Source organism: Mesorhizobium sp. BAC0120 (assembly GCF_033542235.1).
Classification (GTDB): domain Bacteria; phylum Pseudomonadota; class Alphaproteobacteria; order Rhizobiales; family Rhizobiaceae; genus JAWRCU01.
In genome coordinates this window covers 24,348-50,243 of record NZ_JAWRCU010000026.1, presented here as the reverse complement: position 1 = coordinate 50,243, position 25,896 = coordinate 24,348, and the positions used below count along the sequence as shown (strand labels likewise).

General features: G+C 63.6%; 23 protein-coding genes. 19 read left to right on the top strand and 4 right to left on the bottom strand.

Going from position 1 to position 25,896, the window contains the following annotated elements; translation table 11 throughout:
• Positions 1-91 precede the first annotated feature (91 nt).
• Entirely contained in the window at positions 92-1,261 is a 1,170-nt protein-coding gene (locus SAZ10_RS31450; RefSeq protein ID WP_318613456.1) for a PLP-dependent aspartate aminotransferase family protein, read from the bottom strand.
• Complete coding sequence (locus tag SAZ10_RS31445) at positions 1,258-2,664, bottom strand: pyridoxal-phosphate dependent enzyme (protein ID WP_318613468.1); 1,407 nt, start codon at positions 2,662-2,664, stop codon at positions 1,258-1,260. The genes SAZ10_RS31450 and SAZ10_RS31445 overlap by 4 nt, the downstream gene beginning before the upstream one ends.
• A gap of 368 nt (positions 2,665-3,032) precedes the next feature.
• On the opposite strand from SAZ10_RS31445, the gene SAZ10_RS31440 reads away from it, so the two are divergent.
• On the top strand, positions 3,033-4,253 hold the full coding sequence (locus SAZ10_RS31440) for a patatin-like phospholipase family protein (protein ID WP_318613455.1): 1,221 nt from the start codon (positions 3,033-3,035) through the stop codon (positions 4,251-4,253).
• Positions 4,254-4,582: 329 nt separating this feature from the next.
• Here the strand turns inward: SAZ10_RS31440 and pcaQ are convergent, their stop codons facing one another.
• Positions 4,583-5,500, bottom strand: coding sequence for a pca operon transcription factor PcaQ (gene pcaQ, locus SAZ10_RS31435; RefSeq protein ID WP_318613454.1), 918 nt, complete (start codon positions 5,498-5,500; stop codon positions 4,583-4,585).
• A gap of 192 nt (positions 5,501-5,692) precedes the next feature.
• Between pcaQ and pcaC the strand changes: the two genes are divergently transcribed.
• The 12 genes from pcaC to SAZ10_RS31375 all read left to right on the top strand — a co-directional run bounded on the left by pcaC (position 5,693) and on the right by SAZ10_RS31375 (position 17,343).
• Positions 5,693-6,109 carry a 4-carboxymuconolactone decarboxylase gene (pcaC, locus tag SAZ10_RS31430; RefSeq protein WP_318613453.1) on the top strand — a complete coding sequence of 139 codons (417 nt, stop codon included), beginning with the start codon at positions 5,693-5,695 and terminating at the stop codon, positions 6,107-6,109.
• The gene (gene pcaH, locus SAZ10_RS31425) at positions 6,099-6,854 is read left to right on the top strand and encodes a protocatechuate 3,4-dioxygenase subunit beta (protein ID WP_318613452.1); all 756 of its coding nucleotides are present in this window, start codon (positions 6,099-6,101) and stop codon (positions 6,852-6,854) included. Before pcaC ends, pcaH begins: the two co-directional genes overlap by 11 nt.
• Positions 6,854-7,468 (top strand): protocatechuate 3,4-dioxygenase subunit alpha, encoded by a 615-nt coding sequence (gene pcaG / locus SAZ10_RS31420; protein WP_318613451.1) that lies wholly within the window; start codon positions 6,854-6,856, stop codon positions 7,466-7,468. Before pcaH ends, pcaG begins: the two co-directional genes overlap by 1 nt.
• Before the next feature lie 4 nt (positions 7,469-7,472).
• Positions 7,473-8,531 (top strand): 3-carboxy-cis,cis-muconate cycloisomerase, encoded by a 1,059-nt coding sequence (locus tag SAZ10_RS31415; protein WP_318613450.1) that lies wholly within the window; start codon positions 7,473-7,475, stop codon positions 8,529-8,531.
• A gap of 239 nt (positions 8,532-8,770) precedes the next feature.
• Positions 8,771-9,943, top strand: coding sequence for a 4-hydroxybenzoate 3-monooxygenase (gene pobA, locus SAZ10_RS31410; RefSeq protein ID WP_318613449.1), 1,173 nt, complete (start codon positions 8,771-8,773; stop codon positions 9,941-9,943).
• 297 nt (positions 9,944-10,240) lie between these two features.
• Positions 10,241-11,554, top strand: coding sequence for an ABC transporter substrate-binding protein (locus SAZ10_RS31405; protein WP_318613448.1), 1,314 nt, complete (start codon positions 10,241-10,243; stop codon positions 11,552-11,554).
• Positions 11,555-11,581: 27 nt separating this feature from the next.
• Positions 11,582-12,313 carry an ABC transporter ATP-binding protein gene (locus SAZ10_RS31400; protein ID WP_318613466.1) on the top strand — a complete coding sequence of 244 codons (732 nt, stop codon included), beginning with the start codon at positions 11,582-11,584 and terminating at the stop codon, positions 12,311-12,313.
• Positions 12,310-13,041 carry an ABC transporter ATP-binding protein gene (locus SAZ10_RS31395; RefSeq protein WP_318613447.1) on the top strand — a complete coding sequence of 244 codons (732 nt, stop codon included), beginning with the start codon at positions 12,310-12,312 and terminating at the stop codon, positions 13,039-13,041. Before SAZ10_RS31400 ends, SAZ10_RS31395 begins: the two co-directional genes overlap by 4 nt.
• Complete coding sequence (locus tag SAZ10_RS31390; RefSeq protein ID WP_318613465.1) at positions 13,041-13,922, top strand: branched-chain amino acid ABC transporter permease; 882 nt, start codon at positions 13,041-13,043, stop codon at positions 13,920-13,922. The genes SAZ10_RS31395 and SAZ10_RS31390 overlap by 1 nt, the downstream gene beginning before the upstream one ends.
• Positions 13,919-14,983, top strand: coding sequence for a branched-chain amino acid ABC transporter permease (locus tag SAZ10_RS31385; protein WP_318613446.1), 1,065 nt, complete (start codon positions 13,919-13,921; stop codon positions 14,981-14,983). The genes SAZ10_RS31390 and SAZ10_RS31385 overlap by 4 nt, the downstream gene beginning before the upstream one ends.
• Positions 14,980-15,771 carry a coniferyl-alcohol dehydrogenase gene (locus SAZ10_RS31380; protein ID WP_318613445.1) on the top strand — a complete coding sequence of 264 codons (792 nt, stop codon included), beginning with the start codon at positions 14,980-14,982 and terminating at the stop codon, positions 15,769-15,771. The genes SAZ10_RS31385 and SAZ10_RS31380 overlap by 4 nt, the downstream gene beginning before the upstream one ends.
• 126 nt (positions 15,772-15,897) lie before the next feature.
• Positions 15,898-17,343: an aldehyde dehydrogenase gene (locus tag SAZ10_RS31375; protein WP_318613444.1), complete on the top strand. Its 1,446-nt coding sequence runs from the start codon at positions 15,898-15,900 to the stop codon at positions 17,341-17,343.
• A gap of 138 nt (positions 17,344-17,481) precedes the next feature.
• Here SAZ10_RS31375 and SAZ10_RS31370 read toward each other — a convergent pair whose 3' ends face one another.
• Positions 17,482-17,907 (bottom strand): Lrp/AsnC family transcriptional regulator, encoded by a 426-nt coding sequence (locus SAZ10_RS31370; RefSeq protein WP_318613443.1) that lies wholly within the window; start codon positions 17,905-17,907, stop codon positions 17,482-17,484.
• Positions 17,908-18,150: 243 nt separating this feature from the next.
• On the opposite strand from SAZ10_RS31370, the gene SAZ10_RS31365 reads away from it, so the two are divergent.
• From SAZ10_RS31365 to SAZ10_RS31340, 6 genes are all read left to right on the top strand, one after another.
• Positions 18,151-19,269: a saccharopine dehydrogenase family protein gene (locus tag SAZ10_RS31365; RefSeq protein WP_318613441.1), complete on the top strand. Its 1,119-nt coding sequence runs from the start codon at positions 18,151-18,153 to the stop codon at positions 19,267-19,269.
• A 433-nt stretch (positions 19,270-19,702) separates the two neighbouring features.
• Positions 19,703-21,181: a PQQ-binding-like beta-propeller repeat protein gene (locus tag SAZ10_RS31360; RefSeq protein WP_318613440.1), complete on the top strand. Its 1,479-nt coding sequence runs from the start codon at positions 19,703-19,705 to the stop codon at positions 21,179-21,181.
• A 371-nt stretch (positions 21,182-21,552) separates the two neighbouring features.
• Positions 21,553-22,728: a Gfo/Idh/MocA family oxidoreductase gene (locus SAZ10_RS31355; RefSeq protein WP_318613438.1), complete on the top strand. Its 1,176-nt coding sequence runs from the start codon at positions 21,553-21,555 to the stop codon at positions 22,726-22,728.
• Positions 22,729-22,818: 90 nt separating this feature from the next.
• Positions 22,819-23,559: an ATP-binding cassette domain-containing protein gene (locus tag SAZ10_RS31350; protein ID WP_318613436.1), complete on the top strand. Its 741-nt coding sequence runs from the start codon at positions 22,819-22,821 to the stop codon at positions 23,557-23,559.
• Entirely contained in the window at positions 23,549-24,661 is a 1,113-nt protein-coding gene (locus SAZ10_RS31345; RefSeq protein ID WP_318613435.1) for an ABC transporter permease, read from the top strand. The genes SAZ10_RS31350 and SAZ10_RS31345 overlap by 11 nt, the downstream gene beginning before the upstream one ends.
• Before the next feature lie 201 nt (positions 24,662-24,862).
• A complete protein-coding gene (locus tag SAZ10_RS31340) occupies positions 24,863-25,867 on the top strand; it encodes a sugar-binding protein (protein WP_318613434.1) in 1,005 nt (334 codons plus the stop codon).
• Positions 25,868-25,896 lie beyond the last annotated feature (29 nt).

The window sequence follows — 25,896 nt, the reverse complement described above, 5'->3', positions numbered from 1 at the left end:
TAAGTGCCGGGGACAGTTTACTTTTTTCCGCAGAAAGGCGGTGGCGCTTCGAAGCTGGCGCAAGCGGAAAAAAGTAAACTGTCCCCAGAGCCTACCCAGCCAGAGCCTGGTCGAGATCGGCGATCAGGTCGTCGGCGTCCTCGATGCCACAGGAGAGCCTGACCAGTGCGTCCGAGATGCCGATCCTCGCCCGAGTCTCGGCGGGGATGGAGCCATGCGTCATCAGCGCCGGATGCTCGATCAGGCTCTCGACGCCGCCAAGACTTTCGGCCAGGGTGAAGAGCTGCGTGCGTTCCAGGAACCGTTTCGTACCGGCGAGGTCGCGGTCGAGCACCGCTGTGATCATGCCGCCGAAAGCCTGCATCTGCGCCTTGGCAGTCCTGTGCTGCGGATGGCTTTCGAGGCCGGGATAGATGACGCGTGAGACATCCTTCCGCGCCTCGAGCCAGCGTGCGATCTTCAGGCCATTTGCCGAATGCCTTTCCATCCGCAACGCCAGCGTCTTGATGCCGCGTAGCGCAAGGAAGCTGTCGAACGGGCCTGAGATCCCTCCGATGGAGTTCTGCAGGAATTTCAGCCGGTCGGCGAGGTCCTTGTTTTCGCCGACCACGGCGATGCCGCCAACCATGTCGGAATGGCCGTTGAGATATTTCGTGGTCGAGTGGACGACGATATCGATGCCGAGCTCGAGCGGCCGCTGGATGTAGGGGCTGCAGAATGTATTGTCGGTGACGGAGAGAATGCCTTTGCGCCTGGCAAGCGCGGCGACGGCGGCGAGATCGACGATGCGCAGCAGCGGATTGGTCGGCGTCTCCACCCACAGCATCTTCGTCTCTGGCTTGATCGCGGCCTCCACGGCCGTGAGATCGGTGAAGTCGGCGAAGCTCACCTGAAGGCCGGCCGAACGCTTGCGCACCCGCTCGAGCAGCCGGAACGTGCCGCCATAAATGTCGTCGGTCGCGACGATATGGGCTCCGGAATCGAGCAGCTCGAAGACGGTGGCGATCGCCGCCAGCCCGGAAGCGAAGGCGAAGCCGGCCGTTCCGCTTTCGAGGTCGGCCACGGCGCGCTCGAAGGCGAATCGCGTCGGGTTCTGGCTGCGGGCATATTCGAACCCCTTGTGCACACCGGGGCTCTGCTGGCCATAGGTCGACGTCGCATAGATCGGCACCATGACCGCGCCCGTCGTCGGGTCGTGGCTCTGGCCGCCGTGGATCGTACGGGTCGCGAAGGCAAGGCGGTTCTTGGGGGAAACGGTCATTGGGCACGTCTCACATTATTGTTGCGTCTCAGATGATTGATGAGGTCGACACGAGTGATCAGGCCGACGAACTCCTCGCCGTCGAAGACGATCGCCACTTCGCCCCGCTCGAAGACGGGTAGCAGCGCGTCGAGCGACTGTTTCGCCTGCAGCGTGTGCAGCTCGGATGTCATGGCGCTGTTCACTGGCGCGTTGAAGCGGTCCCAGCGGCCCTCGTAGGAGCCTTCGACCTTATCGAGGATGTCGCTCTCGTCGATGATGCCGACCAGCTTGCCGTCATCCAGCACCGGAAGCTGCGAGACGTCGGCGCGGCGCATCCTGCCATAGGCGGTGAGCAGCGTGTCGTCGGAACCGACATAGACCGTGCCGCCCTCGCGATGCGCGCGGGCGACGAGGTCGGAGAGATCGCCATGCTGCTCGCGCTCCGAAAGGCCCTGCTCGGCCAGCCAGAAATCGTCGAAGACCTTGGAAAGATACTTGTTGCCGCTGTCGCAGACGAAAGTCACGACGCGCTTCGCCGTCGTCTGCTCGCGGCAGTAGCGCAAGGCGGCCGAAAGCAGCGTGCCGGAGGAGGAGCCGGCGAGGATGCCTTCCCTGGAAAGCAGGTCGCGGACGGCGAGCATCGAGTGCTTGTCGGAAATGGAATAGGCTTTCCTGACTAGCGACAGGTCGCAATTGGGCGGGACGAAATCCTCGCCGATGCCCTCGACGGTCCAGCTGCCGGGTTCGATCATCTTGCCGGTCTTGACCAGCGGCGCCAGAACCGAGCCGACGGGATCGGCTAGCACCATCTCAGTCTTGGGCGAGACCTTCGCGAAGAAGCGCCCAAGTCCGGTCAGCGTGCCGCCGGACCCCACTCCGACGACAACCGCGTCGACATCCTGGCCGAGCTGTTGCCAGATCTCCGGCCCCGTGGTCGTCTCATGCGCGGCCGGATTGGCCGGATTTGCGAACTGGTTGACGTAGAAGGCGCCGGGGATTTCGGCGGCGATCTTCTCGGCCATGTCCTGGTAGTATTCGGGATGGCCCTTGCCGACATCGGAGCGCGTCATGCGCACATCGGCGCCGAGCGCGCGCAGATGCTGGATCTTCTCGCGCGACATTTTGTCGGGCACGACAAGGATGATGTGATAACCCTTTGGGATGCCGACCTGCGCAAGGCCTAGGCCGGTGTTGCCGGCGGTCGCCTCGACGATGGTGCCGCCCGGCGCGAGCCGGCCGTAGCGCTCGGCGTCGGCGATCATGGAAAGCGCGATGCGGTCCTTGATCGAGCCGCCGGGGTTCTGGCTCTCGAGCTTGATGAACAGCCGGCAGCGGCCGGTGTCGAACCTGGTGAGCTCGACGACCGGCGTCTCGCCGATCAGGTCGAGCACCGATCCATAGGGCGGGCGCAGCCGAGCCATCGTTCCGGCTTCGCGGCTTGTCTCTTTTGATATGGCGGTCATCCGACATACTCCATGATCGACAGCATTCTAATCGGCGCCGGCATGAGCGCCATGCCAATCGGCAACAAAGAAACGCTTCAGGCCCGCAACAGGTCCCGGCACGTTGAAATACGCGGGGAAAGTGGCGGGAAGCATCGCCGCGATACAGCTATTTCTTGCCAGCGGCTCGGCGCTGGAAGAATTCCGATTTCGTCGACCCCCATATTTATGGTGTTTTCTTCGCGTGCATTGCAGTTGACGACCGGAGGCGCAGGCGACCGCATGGTAATCGCGGGCGCAGTTCGGTAGTTTGAGTTTTGCTTGTACTTGGGCGTCAGGGGGGACGTATGAGCAACCGTCGATGGCGGGCGAGCCTCGCAGTTCTGGCGAGGGCACTGCTTCTTGTCCTAGCCACAGTGCAGCTCAGCGGCTGCCTGTCGGGAGCGCCTCGCAATGCCGTGCCCGAGAATTTCGCTCCAATCGCCCAGGTGAAGGGCTATCCGCCGGACATCCGCATCTGGGGTGACACTTTGATTACGCTGCCTCCGGAGCGGGTGATGCAATTGCGCGAGCAGCGGCTGAAGGCAGCCAAATCCGACCCGGCCATCAAACCCGGAGAGATCAATGCGCTGACCCTTTCGGGCGGCGGCAGCAGTGGCGCCTTCGGCGCGGGCGTGCTTGCCGGCTGGACCGAGGCCGGCACGAGGCCGCAATTCGATCTCGTCACCGGCATCAGCACCGGTGCGCTGATAGCGCCTTTTGCCTTCCTCGGGCCCGACTATGACAAGCCGCTCGGCGAAGCCTTCACCACGGTCGGTGACGACGACATCTTCAAATGGGCGGGCTTGCGAGGGGTCATCAGGACCGGTGCCTTCACCAGCAACGAGCCGCTGCGCAAGATGCTCGAAAAATACATCACCGACGACGTCATCGATAAGGTCGCCGTGGAATATGCCAAGGGAAGGCGGCTGCTGATCGGGACGACGAATCTCGACGCCGACCGCCCGGTCATCTGGAACATGGGGGCCATTGCTGCCAGCAAGCGGCCGGATCGCAACAAGCTGTTCAGGGACGTGATCCTCGCTTCGACATCAATTCCAGGCGTATTTCCGCCGATCCACTTCAACGTGGACGCCGACGGTAAAAGCTATGACGAGATGCATGTGGACGGCGGCGTTACCACGGAGGTTTTCCTGATGCCGGCAGGGATGACGCTCAAAGCAATCGATCGGAAGCTCGGCATTGAGACCAAGCCGCGCCTGTTCGTGATCCGCAACGGCCGAACCAACCCGGAATTCAGCGTCACGAAGGCCACCCTGCCTGCGATCGCCGGAAAGGCGATCGGATCCCTCATCGATACGCAGGCTGTCGGAGACCTCTATCGGCTCTATGCGATCTCACAGCGCGACGGCATCGATTACAACGTGATCGACATACCCGACAGTTTCAACGTCAAGTCGGAAAGCCCCTTCGACAACAAGTTCATGCGGGCGCTCTACGACACCGGCTACCAGATGGGCCGCAATGGCGTGCCCTGGAAGAAGTTCCCGCCGGGGTTCAGGAACTGAGGGCCTTCTGCTTTGGTTGACGCAGCCTTTCACGTTCAGCTCACCGCAAATCGCGATGTTGGAAATTGGCGGAGGCGCAAATGCAATGCTCCCCCTTCTCCCCTTGTGGGAGAAGGTGTCGCCGAAGGCGACGGATGAGGGGTGTTGCGTGGAGCGCGGCGGCGCCGAAAGGAGCGCTAGTAGGCTCCCGCACCGACACCACTTCCGGCAACGTCGCACTCCGTCGGGCACCCCTTCAACCGACGTCGCCTTCTGGAGGCCCCTCATCCGTCTCGGCGCTGCGCGCCGAGCCACCTTCTCCCACAAGGGGAGAAGGGGGAGCTTGCATTTTACGCCTTGCTCCTCGCCGCCTCGCGGATTGTCTGTAGAAGAATCGAGAATGCCGGTGAGGGTGCAGTGTCGGTGCGCATGGTGAGGCCGACCGGACCGCGCGTCTCGCTGGTGTCAACGGGCAGCGCGACAAGCGCGCCGGAATGGATATCGCCGGCGACGACGCCGGCCGAGATGATCCAGATTGCGTCGCTCTGCCGAACGAAAGCGCGGCCGAACGAGTCCGATACGGTTTCGATCTGGGTCGGGATGGCGGCGATGCCGTGGGTGATGAAGAAGCGTTCCACGAAGGGCCGGATAACCGAGCCGCGCGTCGGCATCAGCAGAGGGAATTCGGCCAGGCGAGCGAATATGTTGCGGCTGTCCGAAGTCAGCGGGTGCCCGCCGCGCACCACGAACAGAACCTGCTCGGAATAGAGGTGCTCGAAGAAGAAGCCGGTCATCAGCTCCGGCTCCGCCAGCCGGCCGACGACGAGGTCGAGCTCGCCGAGACGAAGCTGCTCTAGCAGCACCGCATTCTCGCCGGTGACGATCTTGATCGTGCTGCCGGTCTTCTCGTCGAGGAATAGACTCATCGCATGGGGCATGATGCTTGCCGAGACAGTCGGCAGCGCGCCGACGCGGATCGGTGGCCCGGCGCCGGCATCGCCATTGGCGACTGAATCGATCCCCTGCCTGAGCGCCGTGATGACCTGGCCGGCATGGCGCATGAAGATCTCGCCTGAGCGGGTAATCCTGATGCCGCGACCGTCACGCTCGAAGACGGCGACCCCGAGCACCTCCTCCAATTCGCGGATCGTCTTCGTCACCGCAGGCTGGCTGACATTGAGGAGGCCCGCCGCCTTCACCACGCTCTTCTGGCGCGCAACTTCCAGGAATGTCTGCAAGTGCCGGAAGCGGACGCGGTTGTCGATCATGGCTTCCTATAACCCTGCAGTTAAGGAAATGCCATGAAATATCATTTTACCGAACCAAACAACTACTGCAATGTCGCCACCAGTCGAGCTTGCCTTTGATCGGATCATCGCGGATGCCGAGCTATGATCACCATCGGGTGGCTTGTGGCGCCGGCTGTGAGGCCAGAGATCTTAAGACCGGAGACACTGAAGATGCATGATCAGTCGCCGGGTGCGAACAAATACCAGCTGGGACTCGCCGTCAGACGTTCGGTGCTCGGCGATTCCCATGTCGATCGTGCGGAGCTTGCCTCGACCGATTTCGACCGGCCGTTCCAGCAGCTCATCACCGAGGGGGCATGGGGCACGGTATGGGCGCGGCCGAACTGGTCGAAGCGCGAGCGTTCGATCGTGACGCTGGCGCTGCTCGCCGCGCTTGGTCATGATGAAGAGGTCGCAATGCATGTGCGCGCGACCGCCAATACGGGCGCTACGCGTGAAGACATTTGCGAAGCGTTCCTGCATGTGGCGATCTATGCGGGCGTGCCGGCGGCCAACCGCGCGATCCGGATAGCCAAGGAGGTGCTGGCCGAGATGGACACAGAATCGACAGGCAGCGATGGCCGCTGAGTTTCCTTCTAACCGGCGAGTCGAGACCGGGCCGCTGTTCCAGCGCGACCGGCTGTGGCATCCGCCCGCCTTCACGCCGCCCTACAAAACGTCGGTGCTGCGCTCGCCGCAAAAGGCACCCGTTTCATTCGACAACACGCTGTCGGAGCTTACCGGACCGATCTTCGGCCACGACCTGCTGGGCGAACTCGACAACGACCTCACCTTGAATTTTGCAAAGACTGGGGAGAGCGCGATCGGCGAACGCATCATCGTCTACGGGCGCGTGCTCGACGAGCGCGGCAAGGGCGTGCCCGGCGTGCTGCTCGAATTCTGGCAGGCCAATGCGGGCGGTCGCTATCGCCACAAAAGGGACGGCTACCTCGCTCCGCTCGACCCCAATTTCGGCGGGTGCGGCCGCACCATCACGGACGAGGACGGCGGCTATTCGTTCAGAACCGTCAAGCCGGGCCCCTATCCCTGGCCGAATGGCGTCAATGACTGGCGGCCCTCGCACATCCACTTCTCGGTCTTCGGCCATTCCTTCGCGCAGCGGCTCATCACGCAGATGTATTTCGAGGGCGATCCGCTGATCTGGCTGTGCCCGATCGTGCGCACCATCCCCGACAGGGCCGCAATCGAGACACTGATCGCCGCTTTCGACATGCAGGCAACGGTTCCGATGGATGCGCGCGCCTACAAATTCGATCTCGTGCTGCGCGGCCGTCGCTCGTCGCTGTTCGAGAACAGGCTGGAGGGCAACTGATGGTGCAGTCGCTCAATCGTCTCAGGGAAAGCCCGTCGCAGACGGCGGGGCCCTATGTACATATCGGGCTGATGCCGAATTTCTGCGGCATATCTGGCGTCTATGACCACGACCTCGGCGGCGCCATGATCAATGCGAAGACCAAGGGCGAGCGCATCTCAGTGCGCATGCGCGTGCTCGACGGGACAGGAACTCCGCTTCGCGACGCTCTCATTGAACTATGGCAGGCGGACGCCGCCGGCTTCTTCACTTCGCCTGTCGAGACACGCGGCGAAGCCGACCCGAACTTTTTCGGCTGGAATCGCCGTGCGACCGACATGGAAACCGGCGAATGCGTGTTCGAGACCGTGAAGCCCGGCCGCGTTCCATTCCCTGACGGACGACTGATGGCGCCGCACATCTCGGTGTGGATCGTCGCGCGCGGCATCAATCTCGGCCTGCATACGCGGATGTATTTCGGCGACGAGGAGGAGGCTAATGCCGAGGATCCAATCCTCGCACGAATCGAGCATCGCATGCGTGTTCCGACCCTGATCGCACCGCGGGCTGCGGACACCTACAAGTTCGACATCCATCTGCAGGGCGAGAGGGAAACGGTTTTCTTCGACAGCTGACGCCATGACCATCTCGCCCTTCGATCACCCGCTGCTGTCGTCGTTGCTCGGCGATGAGGAGGCGGCACGGGCGTTCTCGGTGGCCTCTGAGATTACGGCGATGATCGCCGTCGAACGGGCATTGGCGGAAGCTGAGGCCGCCGAAGGCGTGATCGAACCGGCTGCGGCCCAGGCGATCCAGGCGGCACTCGATTCATTTGCGCCCGACATGGGGAAACTGAGGACGGCATTGGCTCGCGATGGCGTCGTGGTGCCGGAACTGGTTCGGCAGATACGGCTTGGCGTAGCGGAGCCCTTTCGTGAACAGGTGCATTTCGGCGCGACGAGCCAGGACATCATCGACACGGCTCTCATGCTACGGCTCAAGCCGATCCTTGATCGTTTCGACCGCCTGCTGGCCGACCTGATCGAGCGCCTGGCGGCGCTTAATATCCGCTTCGGCGGAAGGACGCTGACCGGCGTGACGCGGATGCAGCCGGCGATCCCGATCCGGGTCTCGGATCGCCTCGCTGCATGGCGCCAACCGCTCGAGCGGGACCGCGAGCGACTGAAGGAGCGGTCCGAGCGGCTGCTCGCCGTGCAGCTCGGCGGCGCTGCCGGCACTCTGGACAAGCTCGGCGGCAAGGCGGCAGCCGTTCGTGCAGGGCTCGCCACGCGGCTGGGCCTTGCCGATGCGCCGCAATGGCACAGCCAACGGGACGGGATCGCCGAGTTCGCGGGCTGGCTGTCACTGACGACAGGCAGCCTCGGCAAGATCGGGCAGGATATTGCGCTGATGGCACTGTCGGGGAGCGATATCGCACTCTCGGGCGGCGGCGGATCGTCGGCCATGCCGCACAAGCAGAACCCTGTCGCGGCCGAAGCGCTGGTCGCGCTGGCGCGTTTCAATGCGACACAGCTTGCCGGTATGCATCAGGCGCTGGTGCATGAATACGAGCGTTCCGGGGCGGCCTGGATGCTCGAATGGCTGATCTTGCCGCAGATGGTGACGGCCACCGCGGGAGCGCTGCGACTTGCCGTCGAGCTTGCCGGGCAGATCGAGGGCATGGGGACGAATGCATGACGCCAAATTTGCTTGGCTCGAGCGAGGCGCCCCCCTCTGGCCTGCCGGCCATCTCCCCCTCAAGGGGGGAGATTGGACGGCCGCTTTGATTTCGCCGATCGCAAGCCTCGGAGATTGGCGAAACCGTAGACGACAGCCGATCTCCCCCCTTGAGGGGGAGATGGCCGGCAGGCCAGAGGGGGGTGTGAAGCGCGCAGACTTCCCAAGGCAATCTGGTCGCCGCGATTAGGAGGTTGAGCTTGCGCACGCAGGTCGTCATCATCGGCTCCGGACCGTCCGGCTTGCTGCTCGGACAGCTGCTTGCCGGCATCGGCGTCGACAATGTCATCCTCGAACGCGCGAGCCGCGAGCATGTGCTGGAGCGGGTAAGGGCAGGGGTCCTCGAACAAGGCACGGTCGACCTGCTTGAAGAGATGGGCGTGGGCAGGCGGTTGCATGCCGACGGGCTTCGGCACGACGGTATCTCGCTCGCCTTCGATAACCGGCTGCACCGCATCGACCTTGCAGGACTGACCGGCGGGAAGCACGTCACGATCTATGGCCAGACGGAGATGACCCGTGACCTGATGGAGGCACGGGAGGCCGCGGGACTGCCGACGGTGTTCGAAGCGGCTGATGTTAGGCCACGCGGCTTCGACGGTGGCGCACCGTATGCAACCTACGAGAAGGACGGCGCTTCACATCGCATCGATTGCGACTTCATCGCGGGCTGCGACGGTTATCATGGCATCAGCAGGCGCTCGGTGCCGGAAGCGGCGATCAGGACCTTCGAGCGGCAATACCCGTTCGGCTGGCTCGGCCTGCTTGCTGAAGTACCGCCAGCCGACCGCGAGCTGGTCTATGCCAACCATAGAAGCGGTTTCGCCCTCTGCTCGATGCGCTCGCCGCACCGCAGCCGTTACTATGTGCAGGTGCCGCTCGACGAGAAGCTCCAGGACTGGAGCGACGACCGCTTCTGGGACGAGTTGCGCCGGCGACTGCCGCGAGAGATTGCCGAGGCGGTGACGACCGGCCCGTCCTTCGAAAAATCGCTCGCGCCGCTGCGCTCCTTCGTTGCCGAGCCGATGCGCTTCGGCCGGCTGGCACTGGTCGGAGACGCCGCTCATATTGTGCCGCCGACCGGCGCGAAGGGCCTGAACCTTGCGGCGAGCGATGTGCGTTATCTGTTTGAAGCGCTAAGAGAATTATTCCTCGCTAAGTCGACCGCCGGAATCGAAACCTATTCCGCCAAGGCACTTTCCCGCGTCTGGAAGGCGGTGCGCTTCTCGTGGTGGATGACGACCATCATGCACCGCTTTCCCGACACCGGCGACTTCGGCCAGCGCATCCAGGAGGCCGAGCTCGACTATCTCGTCCACTCCCTCGCCGCCTCGACAGCGCTTGCGGAGAACTATGTCGGGCTCCCGTACTGAGTTCAGCCCACGCAGCTCTGAATACATATCCTGCAGATTATGAATTCAGCACTTCTTTTCATTTTACATCACCTTATGCGCATGAGACTTAAACCATACTGCGGGTCGCTGAAACCGGGGGGAGAACATCGGCGCCGCTTGGGGAAGGAGTTATGAAAATCAGGCACTTGCCAGCAGTTGCCTCTGCTTCGCGTTAGCGACGCCGGGGCGTTCTGCTTTCATGCGCCGAACCCGAGCGGCGCCGGTGGGTCGAGGGTCGACAATCGCTCGCGGAAAACAGGGAGGAGAATTGCTGCCATGTCGCAGAAATCATCGTTCAGCCTGCGGGCGGGCCAGCTATCGCGCCGTAGCTTCATCGCGGCTTCGGCGGCAGGCGGAGCCTCGCTTGCTTTCGGCGGCCGCAGGGCGTTTGCGCAGTCCAACAGCCTCAAGGTCGGGTTCATCAGCCCGCGCACGGGACCGCTTGCCGGTTTCGGCCAGACTGACGGCTATGTGCTGGAAGTGGTGCGCAAGGCGCTCGCAGACGGCGCCGAGCTCGGCGGCAAGAAGTTCAGCGTCGAGATCCTCGACCAGGACACACAGTCGGATCCATCGCGTGCCGGCCAGCTCGCCAAGGACCTGATCAACAATCAGTCGATCGACCTGATGCTCGCGGTTTCCACGCCCGAGACCATCAATCCGGTGTCGGACGCCTGTGAGGCGGCGGGCGTGCCCTGCCTCTCGACGGTCATGCCGTGGGAAGCCTGGTATTTCGGTCGCGGCGCCAAGCCGGGCGCGCCGTCGCCGTTCAAATGGACCTATCATTTCGGCTTCGGAGTCGGGGAGTTCTTCAAGACCTATGTCTCGCAGTGGAACCTCATCGAGACCAACAAGAAGGTCGGCGTGATGTATCCCAACGACGCCGACGGCAATGCGATCCGTGCCAACCTTGCGCCGCTGCTCGCCAAGGAGGGCTTCACGATTATCGATCCGGGCGCCTATGAGACCGGCACCGCCGACTATTCCTCGCAGATCGCGCTCTTCAAACAGGAGGGCGTCGAGATATTCAATTCCTTCCCGATCCCGCCGGACTTCGCCGCCTTCTGGCGACAGGCCGCGCAACAGGGACTGACGCGGCAGATCAAGATCGCGCAGATTGCAAAAACCGGGCTGTTCCCTTCGGACATCGAGGCGCTTGGCGACCTCGGCAAGAACATCGCGAGCGCTGCCTACTGGCACAAGGCGTTCCCCTACAAGTCGCCCCTTACCGGCGTCTCGGGGACCGAGCTTGCCGATGGCTACGAGGCGGCAAGCGGCAAGCAGTGGACGCAACAGCTCGGCGCGACCATGTCGCTGTTCGATGCGGGCTTCGCGGCGCTCAAGGCCAGCTCCGATGCCAAAAGCAAGGAGGCCGTCGCCAAGGCGATCTCGACGCTCAAGGCCGACACGATGATCGGCAAGGTCGACTTCACCAGCGGCCCGGTCGCCAACGTGTCGCCGGGGCCGATCATCGGCACTCAATGGGTGCCGGCTAAGGAAGGCAGCAAGTTCAAGTTCGACTATTTGGTTACGGAGCACGCTACCGACACCAATGTGCCTGTCGAGGCGAAGCTCGTTCCCTACAATTCGTGAGGCTTCGAGGATCGCGGCGTGAGTGGAATGGCGAACGGCGCGATCCTCGCTGCATCAGGGATTTCCAAGCGCTTCGGCGCGCTTGCGGTGCTTGATGACGTCAATCTTGCACTGAAGGAGGACGAGGCGGTCGGCATCGTCGGGCCCAATGGAGCCGGCAAGACGACGCTGCTTTCCGTGCTTGCCGGTGCGTTTGCGCCGAGCGCGGGCAGGGTGGAGTTCCGTGGCGCAGATGTCACCTCACTCTCGGCGGCGCGGCGTTGTCGGCTGGGACTGGTCAGGACGCATCAGATACCGAAGCCGTTCGGGGGCATGACCGCGTTCGAGAACGTCTTTGTTGCGGCCGCGCATGGCGGCGGGCTCGATCGTGACGAAGCCTACGACAACGCCATTGCCTCGCTGGAATTCTGCGGCATGTCCGGCGTGGCCAATCGCCCGGCCGAGACGCTCGGCCTGCTCGACCGCAAGCGGCTGGAGCTTGCCCGCGCGCTGGCGACCGGGCCGAGCCTCCTGTTGCTCGACGAGATTGGCGGCGGGCTGACCGACGCGGAGGCGCAGGAGCTGGTGACGACGATCCTGGAGCTCAGGCGGCGCGGCATTGCCATCGTCTGGATCGAGCACATCGTGCACGTGCTCCTGCAGGTGGCGAAGCGGCTGATCTGCATGGATGGGGGAAAGATCATCGCCGACGGCGAGCCGGGCGCGGTGATGGCCGACCCGCAGGTCATCAAGGCCTATCTCGGCGGAGGCCCGAAATGAGAGCGCTCACCGTCGAGAGCCTTGACGTTCGACACGGGCTGCTGCAGGCGGTGCGCGGCGTCTCCTTCAGCGTCGGCAGCGGCGAGACATTGGCGCTGGTGGGCGCGAACGGGGCCGGCAAGACGACGCTGCTGCGCGCCGTCGCCGGGGCACATCCGCCGGCCAATGGGCGCGTGCTGCTCGACGACGCGGACATCACCCATGTGCCCTCGCACCGGCGCGTTGCGATGGGCATCGCGCTGGTGCCGGAAGGGCGCCGCCTCTTCCCGCAGATGACTGTCGAAGAGAATCTGCTGCTCGGCAGGACCGCCGGCCGGCCGGGCGAGTGGAGTGTCGAGCGCGTGTTCGAGATGTTCCCGAATCTGAAAGCGCGCCGCGCGGCCCGGGCCGGCAATCTCTCCGGCGGCGAGCAGCAGGCGACCGCCATCGGCCGTGCGCTGATGACCAATCCCGAGCTTCTCCTGCTCGACGAGGTCTCGCTCGGCCTGTCGCCGTTGATCGTCGAACGGGTCTATCAATCGCTGCAGAAGCTGATCGATACCGGAATGACGGTAGTGCTGGTCGAACAGGACCTCGCCCGCGCGATGGCGGTAGCGGACCGCATCGTCTGCATGCTGGAAGGCCGCATCGTCCTGGAGCGGACCACAGACGAGGTCACCAGGGAGGAGATCACGCAGGCTTACTTCGGGCTGCGCAAGGCAGGCCAGCAAGGGAGCATGCATCCGTGATCATGAACCAGCTCGTCCAGGGCGTGCTTCTCGGCGGCTACTACGCGCTGATCGCCTGCGGGCTGTCCTTCATGTTCTCGGTGATGCGCATCATCAATCTCGCGCATGGCAGCCTGGCTGTGTTCTCGGCTTATGGACTGTGGTTGCTCGCCGAGCGCTTTGGATTGTCGCCCTTCCTCGGCCTCGCCGTCCTGCTGCCGGTAATGGCGGTTTTGGGCTGGGTTCTGCAGCGCTACCTGCTGGAGCGCAGCGCGCGCGGCGGTGCGCTGTTGCCGATCCTCACCACCTTCGGCCTTGCAATCGTGATCGACAACCTGCTGTTCGAACAGTTCGGCGCCGACACACGCTCGCTCGCCCCCTATATCGGCAGTCTTTCCTATGATTCCTGGGAGTGGCCCGGAAACATTTATGTCGGCAAGCTCGCCGTGCTGATCTTTGTCGTTGCGGTCGCGCTGCTCGGCGGACTGCAACTCTTCCTGAACCACTCGGCAATGGGCCGTTCGATCCGCGCGACGTCGGAAGATCCGGACACGGCTGGCCTGGTTGGCATCGACGCAGTGCGCATCAATGCGATGGCGACGGCGATTGCGATGGCAACCGTGTGCCTTGCTGGCGCGGCGCTGGGCATGCGCGCAACTTTTGATCCCTATTCAGGCGCGCCGCAGCTTCTATTCGCATTCGAAGCGGCCGTCATTGGCGGCGCCGGGTCGCTTTGGGGCACGCTAGCCGGGGGCATAGTGCTCGCGCTCGCGCAAACGCTCGGCGCCAAGCTCCATCCGCTCGGTTTCCTGATCGGCGGCCATGTGGCCTTCGTGCTGGTACTGTTCGCACGACTTACGGCCGCGGGCCGGCTGCGCTCGCTGCTCGGGAGAACCGCGTGAGCGCCGTTCCGACATCGCTCGAGGTCGAGCGCTGGACGCCGGCGTCTCGGGCCGCCGTCGCCGGCGTAGCTTTCGTCATCCTCTGTCTTGCCTTCGCGCCGCTCTTCGTCGGCCCGGGCCTGGTCGACCGGCTCACCGCACTGTTCATCTATGTCATCCTCGCAGCGATGTGGAACGCGCTCGCCGGTTTCGGAGGGCTGGTCTCGGTCGGCCAGCAGGTGTTCTTCGGCGTTGGCGCCTATTTTACAATCCGCCTCGCTGACGCCGGGATAGACCCGTTTCTGTCCATGTTCGTCGCTGCGATCGGCGTGGCGCTGCTCTCGCTGCCCCTGTCGCTCTTCATGCTCAGGTTGCGCGGCGGAGAGTTCGCAATCGGCATGTGGGTGATCGCCGAACTTACGCATCTGCTCGTCAACCTCGACAGGCTCGTCAAGGGCGAGACCGGCACTTCGCTGATCTCGCTCAACGCTTATGGCGCCACGGTGCGGCACGACACGATCTATTGGCTGGCGCTTGCCGCGATGACGGCACTCTTCGCGATCCTGTTCGTGCTGCTCAGAAGCCGCGTCGGTGCGGCGATCCAGGCGATTCGCGACAGCGAGGAGGCGGCGGCTTCCGTCGGTGTGCGCGTCGTGGCGACCAAGCGCCTGCTCTTCGTGCTCGCCGCTTTCGGCATCGGCCTTGCCGGGGCGCTCTGGCTGGGCACAGCCATCACGTTCCAGCCGAAGGCCTATTTCAGCGTGCAGTGGACCGCCTACATGATCTTCATGGTTCTGGTCGGCGGGATTGGCCGCTTCGAGGGCGCTATACTCGGGGCGCTCGTCTTCTTCCTGATCGAGACATGGTTCGGCGCGATGGGCGTCTGGTACCTGATCGGCCTCGGTGGCACGGCGCTGGTCTTCTCGCTGGCCCTGCCGCACGGGCTGTGGGGCGCAATCGAAAACAGGTGGGACGTGAGCCTTCTCCCGGTCGGCTACCGCCTCGTCCCCTCGCCGAAGGGCGGGGAGCGGTCGGCTGCCGAGATCTCGGCGCATCGGACAGAGGGGGTAGGGCGCGCATGACGACGCTTCTCGGCAAGACCATTCTGATCACAGGCGCGGCGTCAGGCATCGGCGCTCGCACCGTCGAGCTTGCCGGCCAGCTTGGCGCAGACGTGATTGGCGTCGACATACGCCTGCCGGCAACGCCGGGAGGAACTTTCGTCAAGGCCGACATATCGACCAAGGCTGGGGTGGACGAGCTCGCCGCGAAGCTTCCCGTCCGGATCGACGCGCTCTGCAACGTCGCCGGTCTTTCGGGAAAGACGGGGGCGATTCCGACGCTCTCGGTCAATTTCTACGGGCTGCGCGCGCTGTCGGAGGCACTTGCGCCGAAAATCCGAGAGGGCGGCGCGGTTGTGAATGTCGCCTCCATGGCCGGGTTCGGCTGGCAGGCCAACCTCAACCGGGCGATCTCGATGGTCAATGTCGAGGGCTTCCCGGATGTCGCCAAAGTCGTTGCCGATCATCAGGTGAAGAACGAAGAATGCTATCCGGTCTCCAAGGAATTGCTGGTGCTCTGGACTTTCCGCGCCGCGCATCAGGCGCTGTTCAAGGGGCGCGGCATTCGCGTCAATGCGGTAAGCCCGGGCCCAGTCGAGACTCCTATCCTCACGCAATTCCGCGAGGTGCTGGGCGATCAGCGCGTCGACAGCGACATCGCGCGCGTCGGCAGGGCAGGGACGCCGGCCGATATTGCGCCGGTGATCCTGTTCCTCTGCTCTGATGCGGCGCGCTGGATCAACGGCGTCAACCTTGCGGCCGACGGAGGGCTCGAGGCCTCCGTCAATGCGGAGGTGCTGGGTTTCTAGGGCCGGGTGGCAGAACTTTTCTTGCCATCTTGCTCCAAACTCTTTGCCTTGAAGCTTGATCCGATCCGAAAATCGGGATCGTGCGGCAATCCGGAGCATGGCTCCAAGCAAGAAACGGAGGTTTCAATGGACGTTTCTCTCCTCATCGACGGTGCCGACCGTGACGCGGTGGAGGGCGGCTCCTTCGAGCGGCGCGATCCCTTCACCGGCAAGACGGCGACGCGCGCGGCGGCAGGCAGGGTCGCCGACGTAGGCGTCGCTGTAGCCGCAGCGGCTGCAGCCTTTCCGGCCTGGTCCAAGACCGGGCCGGGCGAGCGCCGCGCGCTGCTCATGAAGGCAGCGGACTCGCTTGCCTCAAAGGTCGAAGAATTTACGCGGCTGATGATCGAGGAGACCGGCGCGACGGCGCCCTGGGCCGGCTTCAACGTGATGCTCGCCGCAAACATGCTGCGCGAGGCGGCGGCGATGACCACACAGATTTCCGGAGAGGTCATTCCCTCCGACAAGCCTGGCACGCTGGCGCTCGGCATCCGCCAAGCAGTGGGCGTCTGCGTCGGCATCGCGCCGTGGAACGCGCCCGTGATCCTTGGCACCCGAGCGGTTGCCATGCCGCTCGCCTGCGGCAATACGGTGGTGCTCAAGGCCTCGGAGATGTGCCCGGGTACTCATCGGCTGATCGGACAGGCGCTTGCCGAGGCCGGTCTGCCAAAGGGCGTGCTCAACGTCATCACCAACGATCCGAAGGATGCAGCCGAGGTCGTGGAAGCGCTGATCGCGCATCCGGCCGTCAGGCGCATCAACTTCACCGGTTCGACGCGCATTGGCAGGATCATCGCCGAGCTGGCGGGGCGGCATCTGAAGCCGGTGCTGCTCGAACTCGGCGGCAAGGCGCCACTGGTCGTGCTCGATGACGCCGACGTCGACGGTGCAGTGAATGCCGCCGTCTTCGGTGCCTTCATGAACCAGGGGCAGATCTGCATGTCGACCGAGCGCATCATCGTCGACGAGAAGATCGCCGACGAGTTCGTCGGGAAGCTGGCGAGGCGCGCGGCATCGCTGCCAGCGGGCGATCCGCGTGGCCATGTCGTGCTCGGTTCGGTGGTGAGCGCGAAATCGGCCGAGAAGATGGACGAGCTGATCGCCGACGCGATCGAGAAGGGCGCCAAGCTCGTCGCCGGCGGCAAGCGCAACGGCACGGTGGTGGAGGCGACGGTGCTCGACCACGTTACGCCCGGCATGCGCATCTATGCCGAGGAATCGTTCGGGCCGGTGAAGCCGGTGGTGCGCGTCAAGGGCGAGGACGAGGCGGTAAGGGTCGCCAACGACACGGAATACGGTTTGGCGGCGGCGGTGTTCAGCCGCGACGTGAAGCGAGCGCTTGCCGTCGCCTCGCGGATCGAATCCGGCATCTGTCACATCAACGGTCCGACCGTGGCCGATGAGGCGCAGATGCCGTTCGGCGGCGTCAAGGGCTCCGGCTACGGCCGTTTTGGCGGAAAGGCGGCCATCGCGGAGTTCACGGACCTTCGCTGGGTAACGATCGAGGATCCGGGGCAGCACTACCCATTCTGACCGGGGGATGCGGCATGGTGGAGCGGCGTGCGTTCAAGTTGGATCGCCACGCCGCTCCATCTCATTGTTGCGCATCGGAGCGAAAGCCGCTCCGCACTTTCGCTGACGCGGTGCTTCGATTCCGTTCGATACTCTCGGTCACCTGTCGATCCGCGTCGACAGGATGATCGACGACAGCGTGCGCTCGACGCCCTCCAGCGCACCGATCCGATCGATAAGGCGGTCGAGTTCGCCGATGGAAGCGGCCTCGACGATGGCGATCAGATCGAAGCTGCCGCTCACCGAATGCAAGGTGCGCACTTCGGGGATGGCGCGCAGCTCTGCTTCGATCCGCGGCGCGGTCTTCGGCAAGATCGTGACCAGGACATGGGCGCGGATCAGACCGCGTTCGACATCCTCCGAGAGCCGCACGCCATAGCCCGCTATCACACCGTTACGCTCGAGCCGCTCCAGCCTGGCCTGCACCGTCGTGCGCGACAGGCCGAGGCGGCGGGCAAGCACCGCCGTCGGCGCACGGGCGTTTTCGCGCAGCATGGCGATGAGCTTGCGGTCGGTGTCGTCCATCGGCGATTCAACAGGTATCTTCGTCGTTTTGACGAAAGCTTAGCTGCGAATCGTCGCTTTGTCAGCTTCCAATCGTCCAGCATCGGCTGTCATATCGCGCAAGCTGAGGCAGTAAGGGAATAGGGGAGTAAGGGAATAGGGTTAGGAAAACGCGACCTGAGCCATTGTGGGCACATCGCCAGCGGCAGCCAATCACTCCCTATTCCCCTACTGACCTATTCCCTTATTCCCCTTGCAACTGAAATGGCGGGAGAAAAAGCGATGAAAGACATTGTGGTCATCGGCGCTGGCAAGATCGGCTCGACGATTGCGCGGCTGCTCAGCCGCAGCGGCGACTATTCGGTGACGGTGGCGGACCGTTCGGCAGCGCAGCTTGTAGAAATCGAACCGCACAAGGCTGTCCGCACGGTCGAGACGGACATTACCGATGATGCGGCGCTGAAGGCGTTGCTCGCCGGCAAATTCGCCGTGCTGAGTGCGGCGCCCTACCAGCTGACGAAGGCGATTGCGGAGGCTGCTGCCGCGGCAAAGGTCCATTATCTCGATCTCACCGAGGATGTCGGATCGACGCGGCGCGTGAAGCAGATTGCGGCCGAGGTAGAAACCGCCTTTATCCCGCAATGCGGCCTGGCGCCGGGCTTCATTTCGATCGTCGCAAGCGATCTCGCGCGCCATTTCGACACGCTGGAGAGTGTCAGAATGCGGGTTGGCGCGCTGCCGCAATATCCGTCCAATGCGCTGAACTACAACCTGACCTGGAGCACGGACGGCGTCATCAACGAATATATTGAGCCGTGCGAGGCGGTCGTCGAAGGCGAGCTGGTCGAAGTGCCGGCGCTCGAAGAGCGCGAGGAGTTCGCACTCGACGGCGTCACCTACGAGGCCTTCAACACGTCGGGCGGGCTCGGCACGCTGGCCGACACGCTGAAGGGCAAGGTGCGCACCCTGAACTACCGCACGATCCGCTATCCCGGGCATGCGGCGATCATGAAGGCGCTGCTCAATGATCTGGGACTGAGGCATCGCCGCGAGGTGCTGAAGGACATACTCGAGAATGCCCTGCCGACCACCATGCAGGACGTCGTGATCATTTTCGTCACGGTGAGCGGCCGCAAGGACGGGCGGCTGGTGCAGGAGACCTACGCCCACAAGGTCTATGCCGGGCCTGTTCACGGCAAGATGCACAGCGCGATCCAGATCACCACGGCAACCAGCATCTGCGCGGTCCTTGACCTGCTCGCCGAAGGCAAGCTGTCGGCGAAGGGTTTCGTCCGACAGGAAGAGATCGGCCTCGATGTCTTCCTCGCCAATCGCTTCGGCCGCTACTATGCCAGGGAGGAGCGGGCGGTGCGCAGCGCCTGACGGGTCAGGCCTTCGAGGGCAGGGCTGACCCATATAGACCGTCGCTGTCATGGATTAGCCTTGGGTGGGATACTCGATCCTTTCCCAGCTGAGACCGTCATTCCAGTCAGGTCAGTTCCCTTTGCAGCGGCAGCGCATCTCGGATGTCCAAGCCCCGCAATCGCACGGCATTTTCGGTTGGTGGGGCCGAGCAGGATCTGCCGTTGCAATTCATCAATTGCGCTCTAGTTGCTTTTGCCGAAATTCGTCTAGGTGGTGAATTCACGATGCCCACCAATGGCATCGGAAGGGTTCGCCGCCGGTTACGCCATTGACCTCGCATCGAGGTGGCAAAATGCGCAATCAGCTCAACAGGAAAAGTGCTCGTCGGCTTTCGTGGTCGCGAGGGCCCAATCCCGCTATCGTGGCTTCGGTCGCGCTGATGGGGAGTGTCATGGCCGCCGGTCCCGCTGCAGCGCAAAGCGCAGGGGATTGGCCGATGGCGGGGCAGAATCTCCATGACACCCGTAGCATGCAGGGCGAGCGCGCCATCGGGCTGGACAACGTGGCCAAGCTCTCCCCTCGCTGGACGCTCGATACCGATGGCAACGTGTCTGCCACGCCGACGGTAGTCGAGGGCGTCGTCTATGTTCCAGACTTCGGTGGTACGTTATGGGCCGTCGACGCCGCGAGCGGGCAGGTGAAGTGGCACAAGAAGGTCAGCGACTACACCGGGATTCCCAATGACGCTTCGCGTACCAGCCCCGCCTATTGGAAGGGGACGCTGGTGATCGGGCAGGGCACTCAGCTCGCCAATAATGCGACGGGCGCTTACTTGTTAGGCATCAAGGCAGACGATGGCGCGCCGTCGTGGCGCACCCAGGTCGAGCAGGAACCGACCGCCATCATCACCAGCTCGCCGGTTATCGATGATGGTGTCGTCTACGACGGGGTGTCGTCGCGGGCCGAAGCTCTCAACGAGGTCCCCAATTACCGGGGCAGTGTCGTGGCCCTCGACGCGACCACCGGCAAGCTGCGCTGGAAAACCTATCTGGTGCCCGAAGGCTATACGGGCGGCTCGGTGTGGGGCGGCACCCCGGCTGTCGATCACGACACTGGCCTGCTGTATGTCGCCACCGGGAACAATTTCTCCGTCCCGAATGGTGTTTGCCGGTCTCCTACGCAACAGAACTGCGAGCCGGCGGTGGCTGACAATCATATCGACAGCATTGTCGCGCTCGACCTGAAGACCGGCAAAATCGCGTGGGCCACCCGCATGCTGCCCGCCGACATGTCGACGAACTACAATCACAAGGATGGGCCGGATTACGACTTCGGTGCGGGTACCAATCTGTTCACGACGACGATAGCAGGCCATGAACAAACCCTGCTCGGCGCCGGTCAGAAGAGCGGCGTCTATTGGGCGGTCGAACCCAAGACGGGTAAGGTCGTCTGGGAAGCCCAGCTCGGTCCCGGTAGTCTGCTGGGCGGCATGCTGTGGGGCACCGCAGCCGACGGCAGGCGCATTTACGGGTCGATCGGCAACCTGAATCATGAGTCCATCGCCGTCAATTCACCCAAGGGCCAGACCACGACCACAGGTGGGATTTGGGGAGCGGTCGATGCGGCGACCAGCAAGGTGCTTTGGCGCACGGCCGATCCGCAGCAGATGATGGACACCGTCGCGATGTCCGAAGCCAATGGCGTGGTTTATGCCGGCTCACTCGCCGGCAGCGGCGCCAACATGTACGCGCTCGATGCGGCCACCGGCGAAATAAAGTGGAAGTTCGACAGCGGCGGGGCGGTCGTGTCCGGCGCTGCGATCGTCGACGGCACGGTGTACTGGGGTAGCGGCTATCACACCAAAGTCCTCGGGCTGCCTTACGCCGGCGACAACCACAAGCTCTATGCTTTTTCTTTAGCGAAACAATAAGCCTGGAAGAAGTTCGGCTCCGTCGCAGACTCGCAATTGAGCGGAGCAGATCCCGGTAAGGGGCGATCACTCAGGGGCAGAAGGCTTATCTTCCCCGAAAGTAGATAACATTGCACTGATCGTGCTCTTCACCTCGACGGGGCGCGATGAGTCACCCCTCGATGGAGGTTGCCGCCATTCTTAATCGGCACGGCGCCGCCTGGCGATGCCTCGTCGGTCATTTCAACCTCAGCCAGGTGAAGGTGATGGACAAGCTTCAAGGCACCATCCGATACATACTTCAACGCTCTGGTACACTAATATACTAATTTCCGTTGACAGCTTCCCTTCGACGATGAACATAGCCGCTCTGGCATCTATGGGAGGATGATGTGCCGGCGAATCGGAACTTGAAGGTCGGGCTCGTGGGGACGGGCTTCATGGGCCGGACCCACTCCAATGCCTATGGCCAGGTGCTCCGCTTTTTCCCCGGGGAAGTCGGCCCGGAGCTGGTGGCCGTCTGCTCGCGAAACGAAGCCACGGCACGGGACTTCGCGGCCCAATGGGGCTTTGACTCATATGAAACCGATTGGCGCAGGTTAATCGAGCGCAGCGACATCGACTTGATTGATATTGCCAGCCCCAACGACACGCATGCCGAGATCGCGGTCGCCGCCGCTGGGGCGGGCAAGATGGTTGCTTGCGAGAAGCCGCTCGGGCGCACGGTGGCCGAGGCCAGGCGCATGGCCGAGGCGGTGGAGCGCGCGGCCGTGCCCAACATGGTCTGGTACAACTACCGCCGCGTCCCGGCGCTCACACTTGCCAAGCATCTGATCGACGAAGGGCGCCTCGGGCGCATCTTCCACAGTCGCTTCAAGTTTCTGCAGGACTGGACGATGTCGGCCGACCTGCCTCAGGGCGGCGCGGGCACGTGGCGGCTCGATGCCGGCGTCTCGGGGAGCGGCGTCACCGGCGATCTGCTCGCGCACTGCATAGATGCGGCTCTCTGGCTCGTCGGGCCAGTTGCCGAAGTGTCGGGCACAAGCGAGATCTTCATCCGCGAGCGCATGCACATCTCGAGCGGCAAGCGGCTGGCCGTGACGGCCGAAGACGCCAGCCTGTTCCTCGCGCGCTTCACCGACGGTTCGCTCGCAACCTTCGAAGCGACGCGTTTCGCGCGCGGGCACAAGGCGCTTTTCACGCTGGAGGTGAACGGCGAACACGGCTCAATCGCCTGGGACCTGCACGACCTGCACAGGCTTCAGTACTTCAGCCACCGTGACGAGGGCGCCTTGCGCGGCTGGCGCTCGATCCACGTTTCGGACGGCGACCATCCGTATATGAAATCGTGGTGGGTGCCTGGCCTTCAGATCGGCTACGAGCACACTTTCGTGCACCAAGTCGCCGACTTCCTGGCCGGTCTGCGGACCGGAGAGAAGCGCGTGCCGGACTTCCGCGACGGGCTCGCCACAGATGCGGTGGTTGAGGCCGTGCTGCGCTCGGCGCGTTCCCGACAATGGGAGGCTGTCGAGGAAATTTCCGCGTCCAGCCCGGAGGGCATCGGCTAGAGGAATTGGTGTCGCCGGGCAGCGCCCGAGAGCGCGAGGCGACAGGCCACGGGACCGATGTGTCGGCGCGGCCGGAATTGGAGGAGGGGAATGCCACTTCTGGAAGTACGCGGAGTGTCGAAGAATTTCGGAGCGATCCGTGCCCTGACGGACGTCAGCTTCGCTGTCGAGCCCGCTGAGGTCGTGGGTCTCATGGGTGACAACGGCGCCGGCAAGTCGACGATGGTGAAGCTGATCGCCGGCAATTTCCTGCCCAGCGAGGGCGAGGTGGTCGTCGATGGACAAGTCTGCCATTTCCACAAGCCTATCGAGGCGCGAGCCCAGGGAATTGAGGTTGTCTATCAGGATCTCGCGCTTGCCGACAACCTGACCGCCGCACAGAACGTGTTCCTCGGCCGCGAGATCAAGAAGGGCGTCTGGCCCTTCCGCGTCCTTGACAAGAAGGCCATGATCGACCGCTCGGCGGCGCTGTTCGCCGAACTCAAGTCGGAGACCCGGCCACGCGATCTCGTCAGGAAAATGTCAGGCGGGCAGCGCCAGGCGGTGTCGATTGCACGCACGCGACTGTCGAACGCCAAGCTGGTCATGATGGACGAGCCGACGGCGGCGATCTCGGTGCGGCAGGTCGCCGAGGTGCTCGAGCTGATCCGCCGCCTCAAGGGGCAGGGCGTCTCGGTGATGCTGATCAGCCACCGTATGCCCGACGTGTTTGCCGTGTGCGACCGCATCATCGTCATGCGCCGCGGCACAAAGGTGGCCGACAAGGCCACGGCCGCCACGTCGCCTGAAGAGATCACCGGACTGATTACGGGAGCGATACGTGCAGCCTAGAGCATCCGTTGCATCCGAATCGGCCGTCGCAAGCCATGCTGCTTTGGACGAAGTGGTTGACGTGCGCGAGCAGACGCCGTTGCAGAAGCTGTTCCACGCCCAGTCCTTCTGGGTGGCGGTGGCGCTGGCCGCGCTCATGCTTGTGATGACGGCGTTGGAACCGACCTTCGGTTCGGTCGAGAATCTCGGCAACATCTCGCGTAACTTCGCGCCCTTCGGCATCATGGCCCTCGGCATGACGGTGGTGTTGATCACCGGCGGCATCGATCTGTCCATAGGCTCCATTATGGCGCTTGTTGCCATCGTGGCCGGCCTGTTCCTGACCTGGCACTATCCTTGGTACGTCGCCTTCTCGATGGGCATGATGGCGGGGCTCGCCTGCGGTGCCATCAACGGGTTCTTCGTCGCCTATTTCGGCATGCCGTCTTTCGTGGTGACGCTCGGCATGATGTCGTTCGCCCGGTCGTTGGCTGTAGTGTTTTCAGGCAACCAGATGCTCTACCAGTTCGGGCCGGATGCACCGATCGTGAAGGCGATCGGCCAGGCGAAGTGGCCGCTTCGAGGGCCGGCTGGCTGGGCCCCGTCCTGGATGCCGGAATTCTCGTCGCATTTCTGGACGTTGATCGTGCTCGCCCTGATCGTGGGCTGGGTCTTCAACTTCACCGCCTGGGCTCGGCATCTCTTTGCGATCGGCGGCAACGAGCACGCGGCGCGGCTGACCGGCGTGCCCGTCGACTGGATCAAGTTCCAGGCCTACGTCTTTTCCGCGTTCACGGCTTCCGTCGCCGCCCTTCTGCTTCTGGGGTACAACGGCTCGGCCCTCAATGCCCTTGGGACCGGCTACGAGCTGCGCGTGATCGCCGCGACCGTGATCGGCGGAGCTAGCCTGATGGGAGGTTACGGCACGGCTTTCGGTGCCGTGGTGGGCTCGGCTTTCCTGGAGGTGATCCGAAACGCCTTGCTTATGGCCGGCATCGACTCGAACTGGCAAGGGGCGTTTGTCGGTGTCTTCATCATTCTCGCGGTTCTGCTCGGTATGCAGACCGGCGGCACGTCGCTGCGTGCGGTGTTGCATCGCTGGATCCCGATCAGCCGCCACTAGCAAAACCTGCGGGAGGAGAACCGCAGCACCATCAAAGCCAACGTGAGGGAGCGTGAATGAGAAGAAATCGATGAGCAGTACTGCTCGTGTCGCCATCCGGCGGCGGCATTACGCGATGAGCGCAATCCAGGCAGACGAAACGTTCTTTTGAATCGCCCATTGGGGCACGAAACGAGAAATATTCCGGAGGAGAATCGAACCATGAAAACTATCGTTTTGAGCGCCGCCGTCGCTTTCGCGGCGCTGGCCGGCGCACAGGCTTTTGCGCAGGACAAGCCCGTCTTCGCACTCGTGCCGAAGGCTATGGACAACCCGTTCTACGACCAAGCGCTGGCCGGCTGCAAAAAGGCCGCCGAGGATTCCGGCAACGCATTCGAGTGCCAGTATATCGGCCCGGGCCAGCACGGCGGCGGGGACGAGCAGGTGCAGATCGTGCAGGACCTGGTCGCCAAGCGAGTCGCGGGTATTGCCGTGTCGCCATCCAATGCGGTGGCGATCGTATCGGCCTTGCAGGCGGCCAAGGATGCCGGCATCCCGGTGATCACCTTCGACTCCGACGTGCTGCCGGAGAACAAGGATTTGCGCGCCGCCTATATCGGCACCCACAATTACGAGATCGGCACCAACATCGCGAAGATCCTCCAGCAGTTGAAGCCGAATGGCGGCACGATCTGCATCCAGTCGGGTGGCGCTGCCGCGGCCAACCTCAACGAGCGCATGCAGGGCATTCGCGACGGCCTGGCCGGCAAGCAGTCGGCTGCCTCCCCTGGCGATCCGTTGACCGGCCAGAACGGCTGGACCGAAGCTGAAGGCTGCCCGCTCTACACCAATGACGACTTCCCGCTGGCGGCTCAGCAGTTCCAGGATCTCCTGACCAAGATGCCGAACCTGGATGCTTTCGCGGCGACGGGCGGCTTCGCCCAGTTCGTGCCCGACGCGAACCGTGCCGCGACGGAGCCGTTCAAGGACAAGATCGCCAAGGGCGAACTGGCGGTCGTCTATGCCGACACGCTGCCCACCCAGATCGACCAGATGAAGGAGGGTCTTTCGCAGGGCCAGGTCGGCCAGCGCCCCTATGAAATGGGGTATAAGTCGATGATTGCGCTGAAGGACATCAAGGACGGCAAACCCGGGCCACAGGACCCGACCTACACCGGCCTTGACGTCTGCACGCCCGCTAACGCCGATACCTGCATCGCCAAGTAGCCGGCGCGTGTCTTACCTGGGTCGAGGCG